The sequence below is a fragment of the Pseudomonas sp. H1_A03 genome, assembly GCF_054685145.1.
Map to the genome: position 1 here is coordinate 2639427 of NZ_CP162829.1, position 18974 is coordinate 2658400.

An 18974-nucleotide genomic window follows, 5' to 3' on the forward strand; every position below is an offset into this window, starting at 1 on the left:
TCCCCGATGGGTTTCAATCTTTCTGAATGGGCGCTGCGTAATCGCCAGATCGTACTGTTCCTGATGATCCTGCTGGCGGTGGTTGGCACCTTGTCCTACTCCAAGCTGGGACAAAGTGAAGACCCGCCGTTCACCTTCAAGGCCATGGTGATCAAGACCAACTGGCCGGGGGCCACGGCCCAGGAAGTTTCGCGGCAAGTCACCGAGCGCATCGAGAAAAAACTCATGGAGACGGGTGAGTACGAGCGCATCGTCTCCTTCTCGCGGCCCGGCGAATCCCAGGTCACTTTCATTGCCCGTGATTCCATGCATTCGGCGCAGATCCCCGACCTGTGGTACCAGGTGCGCAAGAAGATCAGCGACATCCGCCAGACCTTGCCACCGGATATCCAAGGGCCGTTTTTCAACGATGAGTTCGGCACCACCTTTGGCAATATCTACGCGCTGACCGGTGATGGTTTTGACTACGCCGTGCTTAAGGACTATGCCGACCGCATCCAGATTCAACTGCAGCGGGTGGCGGATGTGGGCAAGGTCGAGCTGCTCGGCCTGCAGGATGAAAAGATCTGGATCGAACTGTCCAACCTCAAGCTGGCCACGCTCGGCCTGCCATTGGCGGCGGTGCAGCAGGCATTGCAGGAGCAAAATGCGGTGTCCACTGCGGGCTTCTTTGAAACCCCTAGCGAGCGCGTGCAACTGCGGGTGTCGGGCAACTTCAAGAGCGTGGAAGAGATCCGTAACTTCCCGATTCGCGTGGGTGACCGCACCTTCCGCATCGGCGATGTAGCCGACATCCACCGCGGCTTCAACGACCCACCGGCACCGCGTATGCGCTTCATGGGCGCAGATGCCATTGGCCTGGCCGTGGCCATGCGTGACGGCGGCGATATTCTGGTACTGGGCAAAGCCTTGGAGAGCGAATTCTCACGCCTGCAGAAGAACCTTCCGGCAGGCATGGAGCTGCGCAAGGTGTCGGACCAACCGGCGGCGGTGAAAACCAGCGTCGGCGAATTCGTGCAGGTGCTGGCCGAAGCGCTGGCCATCGTGTTGCTGGTGAGCTTCTTTTCCCTTGGTGTGCGTACGGGCATGGTGGTGGCCCTGGCGATTCCGCTGGTGCTGGCGATGACCTTTGCCACCATGTATTACCTCGGCATCGGCCTGCACAAGATTTCCCTCGGTGCCCTGGTACTGGCCTTGGGTTTGCTGGTGGATGACGCGATCATCGCGGTAGAAATGATGGCGATCAAAATGGAGCAGGGTTATGACCGGCTCAAGGCCGCCAGCTTTGCCTGGACCAGCACCGCATTCCCGATGCTCACCGGTACGCTGATCACGGCGGCGGGCTTCCTGCCGATCGCCACGGCGCAATCGAGCACCGGCGAATACACCCGTTCGATTTTCCAGGTGGTGACCATTGCGTTGCTCGCCTCGTGGGTGGCTGCCGTGGTGTTTGTGCCCTACCTGGGGGAAAAACTCCTGCCGGACCTGGCGAAGATTCACGCAGCCAAGCACGGCACCGATGGCCCTGATCCCTACGGCACGCCGTTCTATCAGCGTGTAAGGCGATTGGTGGAATGGTGTGTGCGTCGGCGCAAGACCGTGATCGTACTGACCCTGTTGTTGTTTATCGGCTCGGTGGCGTTGTTCCGTTTTGTGCCTCAACAGTTCTTCCCAGCCTCTGGCCGACTGGAGCTGATGGTCGACCTGAAGCTGGCCGAAGGTGCCTCTTTGAGCAACACCGCTGATCAGGTCAAACGCCTGGAGGCGCTGCTCAAGCAGCACGAAAGCATCGACAATTACGTGGCCTATGTCGGTACCGGTTCGCCGCGCTTTTACTTGCCCCTGGATCAGCAACTGCCGGCCGCCAGCTTCGCGCAGTTTGTGGTGCTGGCCAGAACCATTGAAGAACGTGAAAGCCTGCGCACCTGGCTGATCGAAACCCTCAACGAACAATTCCCGGACCTGCGCTCACGGGTCACACGCCTGGAAAACGGCCCGCCCGTGGGCTACCCGGTACAGTTCCGCGTGACCGGCGAGCACATCGAAGAAGTCCGCGCCCTGGCACGCAAAGTCGCAGCCAAGGTTCGCGAAAATACCCACGTGGTCAACGTGCACCTGGACTGGGAAGAGCCGAGCAAGATCGTCTACCTCAATATCGACCAGGACCGCGCCCGTGCCCTTGGCGTGAGCACGGCCAACTTGTCGAAATTCCTGCAGAGTTCGTTGACCGGTTCCAGCGTCAGTCAATACCGGGAGGACAACGAGTTGATCGAGATCCTCCTGCGCGGCACGGTGCATGAACGCACCGAGCTGTCATTGCTGCCAAGCCTGGCGGTGCCCACCGATAACGGTAAAAGTGTAGCGCTGTCGCAAATCGCTACCCTCGAATACGGCTTCGAAGAAGGCATTATCTGGCACCGCAACCGTCTGCCGACGGTGACCATCCGCGCCGACATCTATGGCAAGGAGCAGCCGGCGACATTGGTCCAACAGATCTTGCCAACCCTTGCAGGCGTGCGTGCCGAACTGCCGGATGGCTACCTGCTGGACGTCGGCGGTACGGTCGAGGACTCGGCCCGTGGCCAGAACTCGGTCAAGGCCGGCGTGCCGCTGTTTATCGTGGTGGTACTGACCCTGCTGATGCTGCAACTGCGCAGCTTCTCGCGCACGGCCATGGTGTTTCTGACAGCGCCGCTGGGGTTGATCGGTGTGACGTTATTCCTGCTGGTATTCCGCCAGCCGTTTGGCTTCGTGGCCATGCTGGGGACCATTGCACTGTCCGGGATGATCATGCGGAACTCAGTGATCCTGGTCGATCAGATCGAACAGGACATCAAGGCGGGCCTGGCACCCTGGCAGGCGATCATCGAAGCCACCGTGCGACGTTTCCGCCCGATTGTGCTGACAGCCCTGGCGGCCGTGCTGGCCATGATTCCACTGTCACGCAGCGTGTTCTTCGGGCCAATGGCCGTGGCGATCATGGGTGGCTTGATTGTGGCGACGGCCTTGACGCTGCTGTTTTTGCCGGCGTTGTACGCGGCGTGGTTCCGGGTCAAGCCACCGGCCGTGTAAAAGTTTGTCGTAGGGGTTTTCACAAAGGCAATACGGAGGCGGGAACGTTTCAGAGACGCGGGGCCACACATGAATTACCTGATTGCCAGGTCTTCTGCCAGCAGGCTTCACACCTGCCGGTAGAAGCTTAAATCTGATGATTCAAGGAGTGTCTATGAAAATTGATATCAATGTCAGTGGTTTCAAACCCGCCTGCAGCAGCAACCCTTGCGGGCCTGGCAAGCCTGAACCTGCCAAGCCCAGTGACCCTTGCAAAGACACTTGCAAGCCCAACAGGAGTTTAGCGATAGGCATCGGCTTCGTGCCCTTGGGCGCGTTCGCTTTTGGCGGTCTTGGTCTTGGTTTAGGGAAGATCTTCTAATCAGACGAGGACTTCTAGATTCCGGGCAGGTGAGCCCCCCACACCTGCCCGGATTCATGTGCGGCTTTACAGCGCGCCGAAGACTTTCTTCGCCAGGCTGGTCGCGGCAGCTGCAGGGTTCTCGCGAATGGTTTCTTCCTGCTTCGCGATCATCTTGAACAACCCATCCAGCGCCTGTTCGGTCACGTAGTTTTCGACGTTGGCGCTCTTGGCGTCCACCGCACCAAAGGCTGCGGCCTTGCCGGCCAGGGCGTTGTATTGCTGAGCCACGCCGACCTTGTCGGTAGCCGCCTTGACGATCGGCAGGAACTTGGCGCGGATTTGTTCGCGGCTGCTTTTGTTCAGGTACTGGGTTGCCGAGTCCTGACCCCCACTGAGAATGCCCTTGGCGTCAGTCACGCTCATGTTTTTCACGGCGTTGACCAGGATCGGCTGAGCCTGGGTCACGGCGGTTTCGGCGGCCTTGTTCATGCTGGTTTCCAGCTGAGTGACTTGATCACCCATGCCAAACATTTTCAGTTTGTCGGCGACTTTGCCCAACTTGCCCGGCAGGCCGATCTTCACTTCGGGGTTATCGCTGAAACCACCGGGAACGCCCAGTTGCTTCACGGCGATCTGCGCGCCTTGGGTCAGTGCATCCTTAAGGCCGCCGGCGGCGTCGCCCTGGGACACGCTGCCAAGATCCAGGGCCATGGCGTTGGCACCGAGCAGCAAGCCGGCACACAGGGCAGTAAAACGAAGGGAGTTACGGAGCATGGACGCTTCCTTTTGATGTTCGAATTCAGTGGGCGACAGCATCAACCCGCAGACGCAACGGTTGTGGGTCCTGGCCGTTGAGCTGCACAGAATGCCGTTCAGTGGTGATAAACAGTAGCTTGCCATCCAGCTCGATGCGAGCGCTCACCGAGTAACTGTGGCCAGGTTTGACGTGCGCCGGGTCGTAGCTCAGGTGAAACGGCAGCGGCACTTGGCCTTTGACCGGGCCTTTCTGTTCGGCCAGGGTGACGGCCGGGGCGTCCATCAGCGACACGTCTTGCAGGCTGACGCTCAAGATCGCGGTCGGCGGCAGGGCAATACGTTGCAGGTAGAACACTTCGCCATCAAGGCTGGCCTTGGGGGTGGGGCTCATGGACTGGCAGGCTCCAAGCAGGGCGGTGAGGCCCAGGAGAATGATCTTTTTCATGGTACAGCTCCTTTTCAACGGCGCCGGCATCCAACCGGCGCCTGTTTAAATCTAGCGGGTTTCTTCAGGTGTCGGGGCTTCGGGTTCGACGGACGCTTCGGCAGCGCCATCCACTCGATGCAGGGCCACCTGACGGATCGACAGGCGAATCTCCGCCGGCAACACCCGCTTGGCTGCGCCTTCAGCCAGCTCACCCAGCAGGTCGTGGTAGCTCAGCTTGCCGGCTTCGTCGCGATGCAGCACATCTTGCTCCAACAAGGTCTGGATGAAATGTCGGAAAAGGCTCTTGTCGAAGAATTCCGGGGCGTTGAGGCCATGCAGGATCGACAGGCGCTGGGCCATGATCGTGCACAGGTCTTCCAGCTCTTCGGCGCTGATGCTGCTCTGGCCACTGTTGAGCAGCAGCGAAATCGCCATGTAGAAGCGTTGCAAGGTCTGGGCGATGCTCTTGGACAGCAGCGTCAGCAGTACGAAGTGCCGCGAACTCGGGGCCGGGCGCAGGAACACGTCTTTCTCGAAACGCAGCAGGCCCTGTTCGACAAAAGCCTCCAGCCATTGGTCAACCACCGTGTCCAGCTCTTCCAGCGACCAGCGGATAAACAGCTCCGATTGCAGGTACGGATACAGCGCGTGGGTGTAACGCAGGATCTGGTCGCGGCTCATGCGCGAGCTGCTCTGGAAGAAACTCGCCAGCAGCGCCGGCAGGGCAAAGATGTGCAAAACGTTGTTGCGGTAGTACGTCATCAGGACGGCGTTTTGCTCGTCCAGGTACAGAATCTTACCGAGGGCGTCGCTCTGTTCCGACAGCAGGTCCATGTCCTTGACGTGCTTGATCAGTGCCAGGCCATCGCCTTCGGGCAACGTGGTGTGAGGCGAGTAGGGCACGCGGCGCAGCAGCGCCAGGTACAGGTCCAACTGGCGCGCCATGGCTTGTTCGTCGAGCGCCAGGCGTGTGGTGGACAGCAGTGCCAGCGCTACCAGGTTCACTGGGTTCACTGCCGCAGCTTCGTTCAGGTGGCGCGCCACCTGTTCGCCAAGACGGTGGGTGGTTTCGTTGAGCCAGGCTGGTTTGTAGTTCGGGCCCAGTTCCTGGGAGCGCCAATCCGGCTGTTCGCTGTCGAGGAACTCGGTCAGCTTGATCGGCTCGCCGAAGTTGACCGCGACTTGGCCAAAGCGCTGCTTGAGCGCGCCGACCACCTTGAAAATATCGAAGATCGATTCTTTCTTCTTGGTCGCGCCGCGCAGCTCGCCGAGGTAGGTGCGGCCTTCGAGCACGCGTTCGTAGCCGATGTACACCGGCACAAACACGATCGGCATACGCGAGGAGCGCAAGAAACTGCGCAGGGTAATCGCCAGCATCCCGGTCTTCGGTTGCAGCATGCGACCGGTGCGCGAGCGCCCGCCTTCGACGAAGTACTCCACCGGGAAACCCTTGGTGAACAGGGTATGCAGGTATTCGTTGAACACCGAGGTGTACAGCGGGTTGCCCTTGAAGGTGCGGCGCATGAAAAACGCACCGCCACGGCGCAGCAGGCTGCCGATGACGGGCATGTTCAGGTTGATCCCGGCGGCGATATGCGGCGGCGTCAGGCCATTTTTGAACAACAGGTAAGACAGCAACAGGTAGTCGATATGGCTGCGGTGGCAAGGTACGTAGATCACCTCGTAACCCTGGGCAACCTTTTGCACACCTTCGATGTTATTGACCTTGATGCCGTCGTAGATCTTGTTCCAGAACCAGCTCAGTACCACTTCCAGGAAGCGGATCGCGGTGTAGGTGTAGTCCGAGGCGATCTCGTTGCCGTAACGCAGGGCCTGGGCCTTGGCTTTTTCCGGGGAGATTTTTTCCCGCTCAGCCTCGTCGGCAATGGCTTGGCGTACCAGCGGCATGTTGACCAGGCCTTTCACCAGATTGCGGCGGTGGGACAGGTCAGGGCCGATCACGGCGGTCTTCAGGTTACGAAAGTGCACACGCAGGATGCGTTGGGCCATGCGCACCGTACGTTCGTGGCCTTTATTGTGCTCGATCAATTCACGCAGGTTGATTGGCGCAGAGAATTGCACACGGGTCTTGCGACCGAGGATCAGGATGCTCAAGAACCGACGCAGACGCCCGGTCACCGCCCAGCTGTCGGCAAATAACAATTTCCACGGGCTGGACTCGCTCTCGGGGGATTGGCCCCAGAACACGCTGACCGGAATGATTTGTGCATTCTCTTCGGCGTGTTCGCTGAGGGTGTTGACCAGGCGGGTCAGGGTCGGCGGCGCGCCGCGCTTGTCCTGGCGGCCAAGCCAGTCGGGCTCTGGCGTGAGGTAGAAGAACGCCGCCGCTTCCATCAACGGGCCGACCGCTACCGGCAGCACCGGGCGCGGCAAGCCGGCCTTGGTGCACTCGGCGTCGACCACGGCCAATTCGCTGAGGGAAGGTGATTGCAGGACGTAGAACACCGGCCGGCTGCGGTCCAGGTTAAGGGTTAGGGACGACTGGTTGATCGTCTCCGAGCGAACCCAGAGGTACAACAGCCGGCGCAAGGTGCCAAATACCAGACGGCGAAACGGGGAGCGGGTCATACGGCTTCTGCTTTGAGTGGAAAAACCCGAGCAGACGCTCGGGCGGGTAGTGTGCCGTATTCGCCGAAAATCGGCAAAAAAGCAGCGATGTAAACTTGAGTTGATCGTTTTTGAGCCTGTCTTATACTCGGCAGTTCAATGCGAGCGACTCAACAATAAAAATGCATGTGGGAGTAAGACAGATGGCAACGCGCGAAACCGGCAATGTGAAGTGGTTCAACGATGCAAAGGGCTATGGGTTTATTCAACGCGAGGATGGCAAGGATGTGTTTGTGCACTACCGCGCCATTCGCGGTGATGGTCACCGTTCTCTGGCCGAGGGCCAGCAGGTGGAGTACGCCGTGGTGACCGGCGAGAAGGGGTTGCAGGCGGAGGATGTGGTGGGTCTTTGAGCTAGATTTATGCAACACGGCTGAACCCATGTGGGAGCGGGCTTGCTCGCGAAAGCGGTTTGTCAGTCACTATGGATATTGACTGATCTACCGCTTTCGCGAGCAAGCCCGCTCCCACATTTTGATTGGGTTCACAATTCAGGATCAGGCGGTTTTCCAGGTGATCTCTTCTTCACCGTCCACACTGATGCGCATCCAGCGATCAGCGCTTTCCTCACCTTCCTCTTCAACCCAAGTTCCCGGTGCACAGCGCACTTCCACGTTCAGCGCGGCAAACGCGGCGCGGGCGCAGGCGATGTCGTCATCCCACGGGGTCTGGTCGCTTTCCAGGAACAGGCTGTTCCATTTGCCTACGGCTTTCGGTAGCCACGTTACCGGCACATCGCCGGCCTTGCACTTGTAGGTCTGACCCCGTTGGACCCAGTCGGTGCACGGGCCCAGGGCGGCGCCCAGCCAGGCGGCAATGGCCTTGTGGTCGACGTCAGCGTCCTTCAGGTAAATCTCGATATCGGGTTGGCGCATGGATGTTCCTCGTTGCGGGATTCGAAAATCCATTCGCGGAAAAGTCAGTTAGTTAAGCACGAAATAATCGTAGCGCATCGACACACTGACCAGCAGCGGCTCGGCCGCCTCGATCACTTGCGCGCGGCGCTCGGCACTGGCGCGCCAGCCGTGGGGTGTCATGGCCAGCAGGTTGGCGCGGTCCTGGGGCTCGGCCAGGCTCAGCGTGAATGCCAGCGTCTCGCTGTGCGCCAGGCTCATGCCGTCCGGCACCAGGGCCAGATGCTTGTCGTCGGTGTATTCGCGCACTTCGTCGTACAGGCGTTCGCGCAGTTCCATCAGGTGGCCGCTGGTAGGACCGACCTTCATCAAGCCGCCGCCAGGGCTGAGCAGGCGCTTGGCCTCCTGCCAGTCCAATGGGCTGAACACGCTGGCGAGGAACTGGCAACTGGCATCGGCCAAGGGCACACGGGCCATGCTGGCGATCAACCAGGTCAGCGCCGGGTTGCGCTTGCACGCGCGCTTGACCGCTTCTTTGGAGATATCCAGCGCGTAGCCATCGGCGTGGGGCAGGGCGTCGGCAATTTGCGCGGTGTAGTAACCCTCGCCACAACCGATGTCGACCCAGCGCGCCGGGGCACGTTCAGCGGCCAGATCGGCCAGGCGTTTGGCCACGGGAGCGTAGTGCCCGGCGTTGAGGAAGTCGCGGCGCGCTTCCACCATCGCCAGGTTATCGCCCGGGTCGCGGCTGTTCTTGTGCTGCACTGGCAACAGGTTCAAGTAACCCTGGCGGGCACGGTCGAAACGGTGCCCGGCCGGGCAAGCCACGCCATTGTCGACCGCGTTCAGCGGTGCGCTGCAAATGGGGCACGCGAGCATCAGGCGAGCAACTTGATCAGGGTCTGGTAATAGATTTCGGTCAGCACATCGAGGTCGCTGGCGAGGATGCGTTCGTTGACCTGGTGGATCGTTGCGTTGACCGGGCCCAGCTCTACCACTTGAGTGCCGAGGGTCGCAATGAAGCGCCCGTCGGAGGTGCCGCCACTGGTGGACGCCTTGGTCTCACGGCCGGTGATTGCCTTGATGCTCGCGGAGACCGCATCCAGCAACGCACCCGGTTCGGTCAGGAACGGCAGGCCCGACAGCGCCCACTCCACGTGCCAGTCCAGGCCATGCTTGTCGAGAATCGCCGCAACCCGTTGCTGCAGGCCTTCCACGGTGGATTCGGTGGAGAAGCGGAAGTTGAACACCGCTGTCAGCTCACCGGGGATCACGTTGGTCGCGCCAGTGCCCGAGTTGAGGTTGGAGATCTGGAAGCTGGTCGGCGGGAAGAACGTGTTGCCGTCATCCCAATGCTCGGCGGCCAGTTCGGCCAGTGCCGGAGCGGCCAGATGGATCGGGTTTTTCGCCAGGTGCGGGTAGGCCACGTGACCTTGCACACCGCGTACGGTCAGGGTGGCGCCGAGGGAGCCACGACGGCCGTTCTTGACCACATCGCCCACCAGTGTGGTGCTTGACGGTTCACCGACGATGCACCAGTCCAGGCGCTCCTTGCGCGCGGCCAGGCGTTCGATTACCGCCTTGGTGCCGTGGTGCGCGGGGCCTTCTTCATCGCTGGTGATCAGGAAAGCGACCGAACCCTTGTGGTCCGGGTAATCGGTGACGAAACGTTCAGCCGCCACCAACATGGCTGCCAGGCTGCCTTTCATGTCCGCCGCGCCACGCCCGCAGAGCATGCCGTTTTCGTCGATCAGCGCGTCGAACGGGTCGTTCTGCCACGCCTGCACCGGGCCGGTCGGCACCACGTCGGTATGGCCGGCAAAGCACAGCACCGGGCCGTCATGCTTGCCGTGAGTGGCCCAGAAATTGTCCACGTCTTCGATGCGCATCGGTTCCAGCGCAAAACCGGCGTCGCCCAGGCGCTGCATCATCAGCTTCTGGCAATCGGCGTCGATCGGCGTCACCGAGGGGCGACGGATCAGGTCGATGGCAAGTTGAAGGGTCGGCGAAAGGTCGGCATGGGCCGTCATGGGGGAAACTCCGGAAAGCGTGTAATAGGCGCTGGACGAATGTGGACTTGAAGCAGCGCAGATCCAATGTGGGAGCTGGTTTGCCTGCGATAGCATCGCCACGGTGTACCTGCCAGACCGTGGCGTCTGCATCGCAGGCAAGCCAGCTCCCACAGAGAGCAGGGTCTAGGCCAAGTCTTGCAAAACGGCCGTTATCTTATAGCAAAACGGCGGCCAGAGGCCGCCGTTTAGTGCATTGCGCAAGTTTTTACACGGCTGTGACAGGCTCAGCCTTCGCCGAAGGTTTCGGCAGCGAAGACAGGAACGCCATGATCAGCGCCGCCACATACGGCAGCGACTGCACCAGCAGCATCACCACCCAGAAGCGGATGTCATTGCTTGGCAGGCCCTGCACCAAGTAAATCCCCAGCGCCGCGCCCCACAACAGCAGCATGATGAACATCTCTTCACGGGCTTCGGAAATCGCTACCCAGAAGCCGTGGTTATCCGCGTTTTTCGGTGTACGAAAGAACGGAATACTGGTGGTGAAGAAACCATACAAAACCGCTTTGGCGATGGTGTGCGACAACGCCAGACCGGCCAGGGCTGCACAGAACGCATCCTTGAGGTTCACACCTACGGCGCGGCGGTACAGGAAGATGATCTTGCCGACTTTGAACACAAACAGCGCCAACGGCGGGATCGCGAAAATCAGCAACGGCGGGTCGACCCGCGTCGGCACGATGATCATCGCCGCCGACCACAACAGCGCGCCAACGGTGAAGAAGATGTTCATGCCGTCCGCCACCCACGGCAACCAGCCCGCGAGGAAGTGGTAGCGCTGGCCACGGGTCAGCTCGGTGCCTTTGCCGCGCAACAGGCTTGCGGTGTGACGCTTGATGATCTGGATCGCACCGTAGGCCCAGCGGAAACGCTGTTTCTTGAAGTCGATAAAGGTATCCGGCATCAGGCCCTTGCCGTAGCTGTCGTGGTAATACGCCGCCGACAGGCCTTTCTCGAATACACGTAGGCCTAGTTCGGCGTCTTCGCAGATGCACCAGTCGGCCCAGCCCAGTTCTTCAAGCACCGAGCGACGGGTCATGGTCATGGTGCCGTGCTGGATGATCGCGTCGCGGTCGTTGCGGGTGACCATGCCGATATGGAAGAAGCCCTTGTATTCCGCGTAGCAGAGCTTCTTGAAGGTGCTTTCGTTCTGGTCGCGGTAATCCTGCGGCGACTGCACGACGGCGATTTTCGGGTCGGCGAAATGCGGCACCATGTGCTTGAGCCAGTTTGGCGACACGCAGTAGTCCGAGTCGATCACCGCGATCACTTCGGCATCCTTGGCGGTGTGCGGGATCAGGTAGTTCAGTGCGCCGCCCTTGAAACCAGCCAGGGGCGCGACGTGGAAGAACTTGAAGCGCGGGCCCAGGGTTTCGCAGTAGTCGCGCACCGGCTCCCAAACGGCCGGGTCCTTGGTGTTGTTGTCGATGATCAGGACTTCGTAGTCCGGGTAATCGAGGGCGGCCAGGGCGTCGAGGGTCTGTTTGACCATCTCCGGAGGCTCGTTGTAGCACGGCACATGGATCGACACTTTCGGGCGGTAGTCCGACTCCCCCTCCACCGGCAGGAATTCACGCCGGCGCTTGTGAGTCCATACCGCTTCCGCCAGTTCGTGCGCTTCGGTCAGCAATACGATAAACACGCCCAGGGCGCCGAGGGCCAAGAGGATGCCTACGGTGACACTGAACCAGGTGCTGTATTGCTGGCTGTAGTCGTAACCGATCCACACCAGCACCGAACCGCACAAGAACGCGATGAACGTCAGGAAGGTCCGGCCACGTTGGCGCAGGGCGGAGCCGTCGATCATCAACAGGGTCAAGGACAGCAGCGCGAGTACGACCGAGCCGATGGCCAGTACGCGCCATTGCGGGATCGCGACCACCGGCCCTTCAAAGTTGAATTTCTGCTGGCGTGCGCCGTTGAACACACCCCAGTAAGCGCCGGCCGAGCCTTCGTCGCTGACTTTCCACGGCTGATCGAACGCCTCGATCACGAAGTAGTTGTAGCCCTGACGGTTCAGCTTGTTCACCAGCGTACGCAGGTAAATCGCCTGGTCGGCCGGCGACGTTTCATTGCCGCCGCGCATGCGCCCGTTGCTCGGCCAGCCAACCTCCGACAGCAGCAGCGGCTTTTTCGGGAACAGTTTCTTCAGATCCTTGGCGCGGTCGAGTACGTACTGGCCGGCCTTGTCCATCGGAATGTACTCCCAGAACGGCAGGATGTGCGCGGCGATCAGGTCGACGTGCTTGGCCAGTTGTGGGTTCTTCTCCCAGATGTCCCATTGCTCGGATGTCGTCACCGGCACTTTCACAGCGGCGCGCACCCGATCCAGCAGCACGATCAGCGCTTCTGGCGTGATGTCCTTACGGAACACCGCCTCGTTACCGACCACCACCCGCACCACGCTGCGCGAGGTGTTGGCGATTTCGATGGCGCGCTGGATTTCCCGCTCGTTACGTTCAAGGTCCGGGCTGATCCAGATCCCCAACGTCACGCGCAGGCCGAATTCTTCCGCCAACTTGGGGATGTCGCCCAGGGTGCCGTCGACCGAGTAGGTACGGATGTTGTCCGTCAGCTTGCTCATGATCTCAAGGTCGCGACGCATCTGATCGTCGGTCGGGAACTGGTTTTTCTGTGGGTACTGGCCTTGCTGGAACGGCGAGTAAGAAAAACCGGAGATCTGCTCAGGCCAGTTGGGAGCAGTGACCGGGCGGTTGATCAGCGCCCAGAAACCGGTGAACAGCGCGGCAATTGCCAGCACGATCACCAGGTTGAGTCCAAATTTACGCGATGCCATGGTTATGTCAGGTTCCAAAAGGTGTGGAACGAAAAGAGGTGTCGGCCTGCGCCGAACGGCGCGCATCCTACACCGGCCCTTCCCTGACCGTACAGCAAGCAGAGAAAAACCGGACATTAGTCAGCGAAAGGCCATCTAAGTTCTTTACTTGTAGCTTGTCGCTTCGAACTTGTCGCTGCGTAGTCCATAATGCGCGCCGGTTTTTGGGGTAATGGTCATGAGCACAGAAGATCCACGGTTTGCAGGCGTCGCCCGCTTGTATGGCATTGAAGGCCTGGAACGCTTGAAAGCGGCCCATGTGGCAATCGTCGGCGTCGGCGGCGTGGGCTCGTGGGCGGCGGAAGCCATGGCCCGTTGCGGGGTGGGCGAGATTTCGCTGTTTGATCTGGACGATGTCTGCGTCAGCAACAGCAACCGCCAGTTGCACGCGCTGGACAGCACCGTGGGCAAGCCCAAGGTCGAGGTGATGGCCGAGCGCCTGAAGGGCATCAACCCGGATTGCACCGTGCATGCGGTGGCGGACTTTGTGACCCGCGACACTATGGCCGAGTACATCACGCCGGATATCGACTGCGTGATCGACTGCATTGACGCCGTTAACGCCAAGGCGGCATTGATTGCCTGGTGCAAGCGCCGCAAGATCCAGATCATCACCACTGGCGGCGCCGGCGGGCAGATCGACCCGACGCTGATCCAGGTCTGCGACCTGAACCGCACCTTCAATGACCCGCTGGCGTCGAAAGTGCGCTCCACGTTGCGTCGCGACTATGGTTTCTCACGCACCGTGACCCGCCATTACAGCGTGCCGTGCGTGTTTTCCACCGAGCAACTGCGCTATCCCAAGCCGGATGGCAGTATTTGTTTGCAGAAGAGTTTTGTCGGGGATGGCGTGAAGCTGGATTGCGCCGGTGGGTTTGGCGCGGTGATGATGGTCACGGCCACGTTCGGCATGGTGGCGGCGACCAAGGCAGTGGACAAGATTGTGGCTGGGGTGCGGCGGCCGTCGGAGCGGGTCAAGCCTGCTTAAACCTTAATGCCGTGCACCGCTCCCACACAAGCCCGCTCCCACAGCTAGTTTTGTGTACGGCTCAACGCTCGCATGCGCTGCAATACCGCATTGAGGCCATTGCTGCGCGACGGTGACAGTTGACGGGAAAGGCCCAACTGGTTGAACCAGTCAGGCAGATCCACCGCCTGCAACTCGGCCGCCGACAACCCATTGACCCGCGCCAGCAGCAACGCCACCAGCCCGCGAATCATCCGCGCATCGCTGCTCGCCGCAAACTGCCAATGCCCATCCTGCAAACGCCCCACCAACCACACCAGGCTTTCGCAGCCCTGCACCAGGTTGGCGTCGACCTTGTCCTCATCCGCCAGGGCCGGCATACGCTCGCCCCACTGCATCAACATCCGCGCGCGTTGCTCCCAGCTACCGACGGCTTGAAAGGCTTCAAGCGCGCTGACCGCATCCACCGGCACACTCATCGCAACATATCCAGGGCCTGGTCCAGCGCTTCAAAAAAGCGTTCCAGGTCATCGGAATCGTTATACAGCGCCAGGGACACGCGGATCGCCCCCGACAGATGCATGGCCTTGAGCAACGGCATCGCGCAGTGATGACCCGCGCGCACGGCAATGCCTTGTTCGGTCAGCAGGTGCGCAAGGTCGGCGTTATGCACGCCGTCGACCACAAAACTGACCAACGCCACCTGCGGCGAACCCAGCACGCGCACGCCATTGCGTGCCTTGAGCCCACGCAACAGGTAGTCATGCAGGGCTGCTTCATGGGCGATGACCGCTTGTTGATCCAGCGAACTCAAGTAATCCAGGCTGGCGCCCAGGCCAATCACGCTGGCAATCGGCGGTGTGCCGGCCTCGAAACCCAGCGGCGCGGGACGGAAACTGGCGCTGTGGTAGTCGGCTTGTTGCACCATTTCTCCTCCAAACTGCCAGTGGCGCAGGTGATGCAGGGCGTCATTGCGCCCAAACAGCACGCCGACGCCGTCCGGGCCGTACAGTTTGTGGCTGGAGAATACGTAGAAGTCGCAACCCAGGGCCTGCACGTCGTGGCGGCCATGGACGATGCCTTGGGCGCCGTCCACGACGGTCAGGGCGCCGTGTGGCTGGGCCAGTGCCAGCAGGGCCTCCAGCGGCTGCCAGGCGCCGAGTACGTTGGACAGCTGGCTCACCGCCAGCAGGCGTGTGCGCGGGCCGATCAGCTCGGCGGCGGCTTGCAGGTCGATCACGCCGTCCTCGCCAAGTGGCAATACCACCAGCGTCAGCGCGCGACGTTTGGCCAATTGCTGCCACGGCAACAGGTTGGCGTGGTGCTCGAGGGCGCTGATGACAATCTCATCGCCCGCATTGAATAAATGCTCCAGGCCATAAGCCAGGAGGTTCAGCGCAGAGGTCGCGCCGTGGGTAAACACAATCTGCCCGCTGTCACCTGCATTCAACCATTGCGCGACCTTGCTGCGACTGTCTTCGAACGCCTGTGTCGCATGGGCCCCCGGCAAATGCTGGGCGCGGTGCACATTGGCTGCGCCTTTGGTGTAGTAATGGCTGATGGCATCCAACAAGGCCTGGGGTTTTTGCGTGGTGGCGGCGTTGTCCAGGTAAGTCTGGTCTTGCCGTTGCAGGGTGGCGATGGCTGGGAAATCGGCGCGCCAGGGGGAGGGCACAAGCATGGTGATCAAGACTCGTATAAGCGAGCCCCAGGGGAGGGGCCCGCTAGTGGCATCGAGTGGCTGCTTAGTTGTGAGCGTGCAGCGCTTCGTTCAGTTCGATAGCCGATTTGTGGGTTTTGCACTCCACGGCACCGGTCTCGGAGTTACGGCGGAACAGCAGGTCTGGCTGGCCGGCCAGCTCGCGCGCCTTGACCACTTTGACCAATTGGTTCTGCTCGTCCAGCAGCGCAACCTTGGTCCCGGCCGTCACGTACAGGCCCGATTCCACGGTGTTGCGGTCGCCCAACGGGATACCAATACCGGCGTTGGCGCCGATCAGGCAGCCTTCGCCGACCTTGATCACAATGTTGCCGCCACCTGACAGGGTGCCCATGGTGGAGCAACCGCCGCCCAGGTCAGAACCTTTGCCGACGAACACGCCCGCTGATACCCGGCCTTCGATCATACCCGGGCCTTCGGTGCCGGCGTTGAAGTTGACAAAACCTTCGTGCATCACGGTGGTGCCTTCGCCCACGTAGGCGCCCAGGCGGATACGCGCCGCATCAGCGATACGCACACCGCTCGGCACCACGTAGTCGGTCATTTTCGGGAACTTGTCCACCGAGAACACTTCCAGCAGTTCGCCGCGCAGGCGGGCTTCCAGCTGGCGTTCGGCCAGCTCATTGATGTCGATCGCACCTTGGCTGGTCCAGGCTACGTTCGGCAACTGCGGGAACACACCGGCCAGGCTCAGGCCGTGTGGCTTGACCAGGCGGTGAGACAGCAGGTGCAGCTTGAGGTAAGCCTCCGGCGTGGAGGTCAGTGCGGTGTCTTCGGCCAGCAACGTGGCGACCAGCGGGGTGTGGCTCTCGGCGAGCCGATTGAGCAGCGCGGCTTGGGTCGCATCGACATTTTTGAGCGCATCAGCCAGTTGCAGTGCTTGGCTGATGGTGAACGTGATCGCTTGATTGCCTTCGGTGTAACCCAGGATCGGCGCGATGGCCGCGACGATTTCAGCCGATGGGTTGAGCAACGGTTGTGCGTAAAACACTTCCAGCCAAGCACCTTGGCGGTTCTGAGTGCCGACGCCGAAGCCCAGGCTGAACAGGGAATGGGACATGGTGTTACCTCTACAAAAAATGGAAGGCTGGCCTACTTGAGGGCCGCCGAATAACTTTCTGGCTTGAAGCCAATCAGGGTTCTGTCACCGAGATCGAGCACCGGGCGCTTGATCATCGAGGGTTGTGCGAGCATCAATTCAATGGCTTTCGACTGATCGAGATCGGCTTTGCGTTCGTCTTCGAGTTTGCGAAAGGTGGTGCCCGCACGGTTCAAAACCACCTGCCAACCGTGCTCGTTGCACCATTGGGTCAAGTGCTCGCGGTCGATACCGGCCGTTTTATAGTCGTGGAACTCATAGCTCACAGCGTGCTCATCGAGCCAGGTGCGGGCCTTTTTCATGGTGTCGCAGGCCTTGATGCCGAAAAGGTGCAACGTTTTGCTTGAAGCGGTCAAGGAATTGCCCCCTTTGAGCGAATGAAATGGAAAGGTTACGGATTATGCCACGACCAGCGGCCTCTGGTGCCCCTCGTCATGCTGGCGTGCGACTTATGTGCAAATGCCAGCCGGCAGCATAGGTGCGTAATATGGCACTTCAACGGCGAGTTGTTGCCTCATGTGTCGTTGCGAGTCGATTGTCCGGGAAACCCGCGTTATGCAAACCGCTTACACCGTTCTTATCCTACTGATGTTGGTCAGCGTTTCGCGCCTGGTCGGGCGTGTCATCCCCCTGCCGTTACCCTTGGTGCAGATCGCAGCGGGCGCCTTGTTGGCCTGGCCCACGTTGGGGTTGCACGTGGCGCTGGACCCGGAGCTGTTCCTGTTTCTGTTCCTGCCGCCGCTGCTGTTCTCGGATGGCTGGCGCATGCCCAAGCGTGAGTTGTGGCGCCTGCGTGGGCCGATCCTGACGTTGGCGGTGGGGCTGGTGCTGTTCACCGTGGTGGGTGCCGGTTACTTCATTCACTGGATTTTACCTACGATCCCGTTGCCCGTGGCCTTCGCCCTGGCGGCTGTGTTGTCACCGACGGACGCCGTGGCGGTGTCGGCCATTTCCCAGAACCGCCTGCCCACGCCGCTGATGCATATGCTCCAGGGCGAGGCCCTGATGAACGATGCGTCGGGCCTGGTGACCTTCAAATTTGCCCTGGCGGCGGCGTTGACTGGCGTGTTTTCCCTGGCGGATGCCAGCCTGACATTTGTGTTGGTCGCCGTAGGCGGCCTGGCCGTGGGGGTGGCGTTGAGCTGGCTGGTCGGGCGACTGCGTGCGTGGATGATCGCGCGAGGCTGGGACGACCCGGCGACTCACGTGGTGTTTATGCTGCTGCTACCGTTCGCCGCCTATGTGCTGGCTGAGCGCTTGGGCGCATCGGGCATTTTGTCGGCGGTAGCGGCGGGCATGATGCAAAGCTGGCTCGACCTGCTACCCCGCCAGACCAGCACCCGCTTGCTCAATCGCAGTGTGTGGTCGTTGCTGGAGTTTGCCTTCAACGGCTTGATTTTCCTGCTGCTAGGCCTGCAACTGCCGGACATCATTAAGGCCGTGGTGAGTCACGAACCGACGCTGTGGCCCACATTGTTTTATCGCTGCCTGGATGTGGTCGCGATCTTTTTGGTGCTGGTGGTGTTGCGTTTCATCTGGGTGCAGAGCATCTGGCGGCTGTCGGGTTTATTGCGCCGGATTCGTGGGAAAAGTGAATTGACGCTGGTGCCGACGGCGCGCTCCTGCTGGCTGCTGACCGTCGGTGGTGTGCGCGGTGCGGTGACGCTGGCGGGTGTGATGTCAGTGCCGTTGCTGCTGGCGCCGGGCCAGGATTTCCCCGAGCGCGACTTGCTGATCTTTATTGCTGCCGGAGTGATCCTGCTGTCGCTGATCGCCGCGTGCATCGCCTTGCCCCTGTTGTTGCGCGGCATCGAAAAAAGCCCCGATGAAAAGCGCCACAACGAAGTGCGCGAGGCCTGGAAAAAGACCGCAGTGGCTGCAATCCACGCGCTGGAGGCCGAAGACTCGGCGCAAAGCGAAACCCAGGACGCCGCCCAGGCTGCGCTGGCGACCGAACTCAAGGCTCGCCTGATGTCGGAATACCGCCATCAGTTGGAGGTGTTCAATGATTCAGCTGAAGCCCAGGCGCTGGCGCGGCAGATGGACCTGCTTGAGCGCAAATTGCGTCTGAAGGCCCTGCGCGCGCAGCGCTTGGAGTTGTATAGCTTGAGCCGTCATCGCCAGATTGGTGACGACGTCTTGAGGGAGGTGTTGGCCGAGCTGGATATGAGTGAGGCTAATCTGGGTCATGTGAAATGAC

At 60.8% G+C, this 18974-nt stretch carries 16 protein-coding genes; 5 read left to right on the forward strand and 11 right to left on the reverse strand.

The window, feature by feature from the left end; genetic code table 11:
• Positions 1–6: 6 nt before the first annotated feature.
• The gene (locus AB4O35_RS12155) at positions 7–3072 is read left to right on the forward strand and encodes an efflux RND transporter permease subunit (RefSeq protein ID WP_065890118.1); all 3066 of its coding nucleotides are present in this window, start codon (positions 7–9) and stop codon (positions 3070–3072) included.
• A gap of 154 nt (positions 3073–3226) precedes the next feature.
• Positions 3227–3433 (forward strand): hypothetical protein, encoded by a 207-nt coding sequence (locus AB4O35_RS12160; protein WP_049709685.1) that lies wholly within the window; start codon positions 3227–3229, stop codon positions 3431–3433.
• Positions 3434–3499: 66 nt separating this feature from the next.
• Here AB4O35_RS12160 and AB4O35_RS12165 read toward each other — a convergent pair whose 3' ends face one another.
• Genes AB4O35_RS12165 through plsB form a run of 3 tightly spaced genes read right to left on the reverse strand, consistent with a single transcriptional unit; the run spans position 3500 to position 7187 of the window.
• Positions 3500–4189 carry a DUF4197 domain-containing protein gene (locus AB4O35_RS12165; protein ID WP_065945406.1) on the reverse strand — a complete coding sequence of 230 codons (690 nt, stop codon included), beginning with the start codon at positions 4187–4189 and terminating at the stop codon, positions 3500–3502.
• Between the two features lie 25 nt (positions 4190–4214).
• Positions 4215–4616, reverse strand: coding sequence for a YbaY family lipoprotein (locus AB4O35_RS12170; RefSeq protein WP_065872459.1), 402 nt, complete (start codon positions 4614–4616; stop codon positions 4215–4217).
• Between the two features lie 51 nt (positions 4617–4667).
• Positions 4668–7187, reverse strand: a complete 2520-nt coding sequence (plsB, locus tag AB4O35_RS12175; protein ID WP_065945375.1) for a glycerol-3-phosphate 1-O-acyltransferase PlsB — start codon at positions 7185–7187, stop codon at positions 4668–4670.
• 182 nt (positions 7188–7369) lie between these two features.
• Between plsB and AB4O35_RS12180 the strand changes: the two genes are divergently transcribed.
• Positions 7370–7579 (forward strand): cold-shock protein, encoded by a 210-nt coding sequence (locus AB4O35_RS12180; RefSeq protein ID WP_032891681.1) that lies wholly within the window; start codon positions 7370–7372, stop codon positions 7577–7579.
• A gap of 144 nt (positions 7580–7723) precedes the next feature.
• Here AB4O35_RS12180 and AB4O35_RS12185 read toward each other — a convergent pair whose 3' ends face one another.
• The 4 genes from AB4O35_RS12185 to AB4O35_RS12200 form a co-directional block, all read right to left on the reverse strand.
• Positions 7724–8101, reverse strand: coding sequence for a hypothetical protein (locus AB4O35_RS12185; RefSeq protein WP_065890114.1), 378 nt, complete (start codon positions 8099–8101; stop codon positions 7724–7726).
• Positions 8102–8149: 48 nt separating this feature from the next.
• Positions 8150–8959: a putative RNA methyltransferase gene (locus tag AB4O35_RS12190; protein WP_065945376.1), complete on the reverse strand. Its 810-nt coding sequence runs from the start codon at positions 8957–8959 to the stop codon at positions 8150–8152.
• Positions 8959–10110, reverse strand: a complete 1152-nt coding sequence (dapE, locus tag AB4O35_RS12195) for a succinyl-diaminopimelate desuccinylase (RefSeq protein ID WP_065872455.1) — start codon at positions 10108–10110, stop codon at positions 8959–8961. Before dapE ends, AB4O35_RS12190 begins: the two co-directional genes overlap by 1 nt.
• 247 nt (positions 10111–10357) lie before the next feature.
• Entirely contained in the window at positions 10358–12949 is a 2592-nt protein-coding gene (locus AB4O35_RS12200; RefSeq protein WP_065872454.1) for a glycosyltransferase, read from the reverse strand.
• Between the two features lie 217 nt (positions 12950–13166).
• On the opposite strand from AB4O35_RS12200, the gene tcdA reads away from it, so the two are divergent.
• Positions 13167–13976 (forward strand): tRNA cyclic N6-threonylcarbamoyladenosine(37) synthase TcdA, encoded by an 810-nt coding sequence (gene tcdA, locus AB4O35_RS12205; RefSeq protein ID WP_371905336.1) that lies wholly within the window; start codon positions 13167–13169, stop codon positions 13974–13976.
• Between the two features lie 44 nt (positions 13977–14020).
• On the opposite strand, the gene AB4O35_RS12210 is transcribed toward tcdA, so the two are convergent.
• From AB4O35_RS12210 to AB4O35_RS12225, 4 genes are all read right to left on the reverse strand, one after another.
• Positions 14021–14434 carry a SufE family protein gene (locus tag AB4O35_RS12210; RefSeq protein ID WP_065872452.1) on the reverse strand — a complete coding sequence of 138 codons (414 nt, stop codon included), beginning with the start codon at positions 14432–14434 and terminating at the stop codon, positions 14021–14023.
• The gene (locus tag AB4O35_RS12215; protein ID WP_065880077.1) at positions 14431–15636 is read right to left on the reverse strand and encodes an aminotransferase class V-fold PLP-dependent enzyme; all 1206 of its coding nucleotides are present in this window, start codon (positions 15634–15636) and stop codon (positions 14431–14433) included. Before AB4O35_RS12215 ends, AB4O35_RS12210 begins: the two co-directional genes overlap by 4 nt.
• Before the next feature lie 64 nt (positions 15637–15700).
• The gene (gene dapD / locus AB4O35_RS12220) at positions 15701–16735 is read right to left on the reverse strand and encodes a 2,3,4,5-tetrahydropyridine-2,6-dicarboxylate N-succinyltransferase (RefSeq protein WP_065872450.1); all 1035 of its coding nucleotides are present in this window, start codon (positions 16733–16735) and stop codon (positions 15701–15703) included.
• 32 nt (positions 16736–16767) lie between these two features.
• Positions 16768–17076, reverse strand: a complete 309-nt coding sequence (locus tag AB4O35_RS12225; RefSeq protein ID WP_231984831.1) for an arsenate reductase — start codon at positions 17074–17076, stop codon at positions 16768–16770.
• A 253-nt stretch (positions 17077–17329) separates the two neighbouring features.
• Here AB4O35_RS12225 and AB4O35_RS12230 point away from each other — a divergent pair, with 253 nt between their 5' ends.
• Positions 17330–18973: a Na+/H+ antiporter gene (locus tag AB4O35_RS12230; protein ID WP_065880076.1), complete on the forward strand. Its 1644-nt coding sequence runs from the start codon at positions 17330–17332 to the stop codon at positions 18971–18973.
• Position 18974 lies beyond the last annotated feature (1 nt).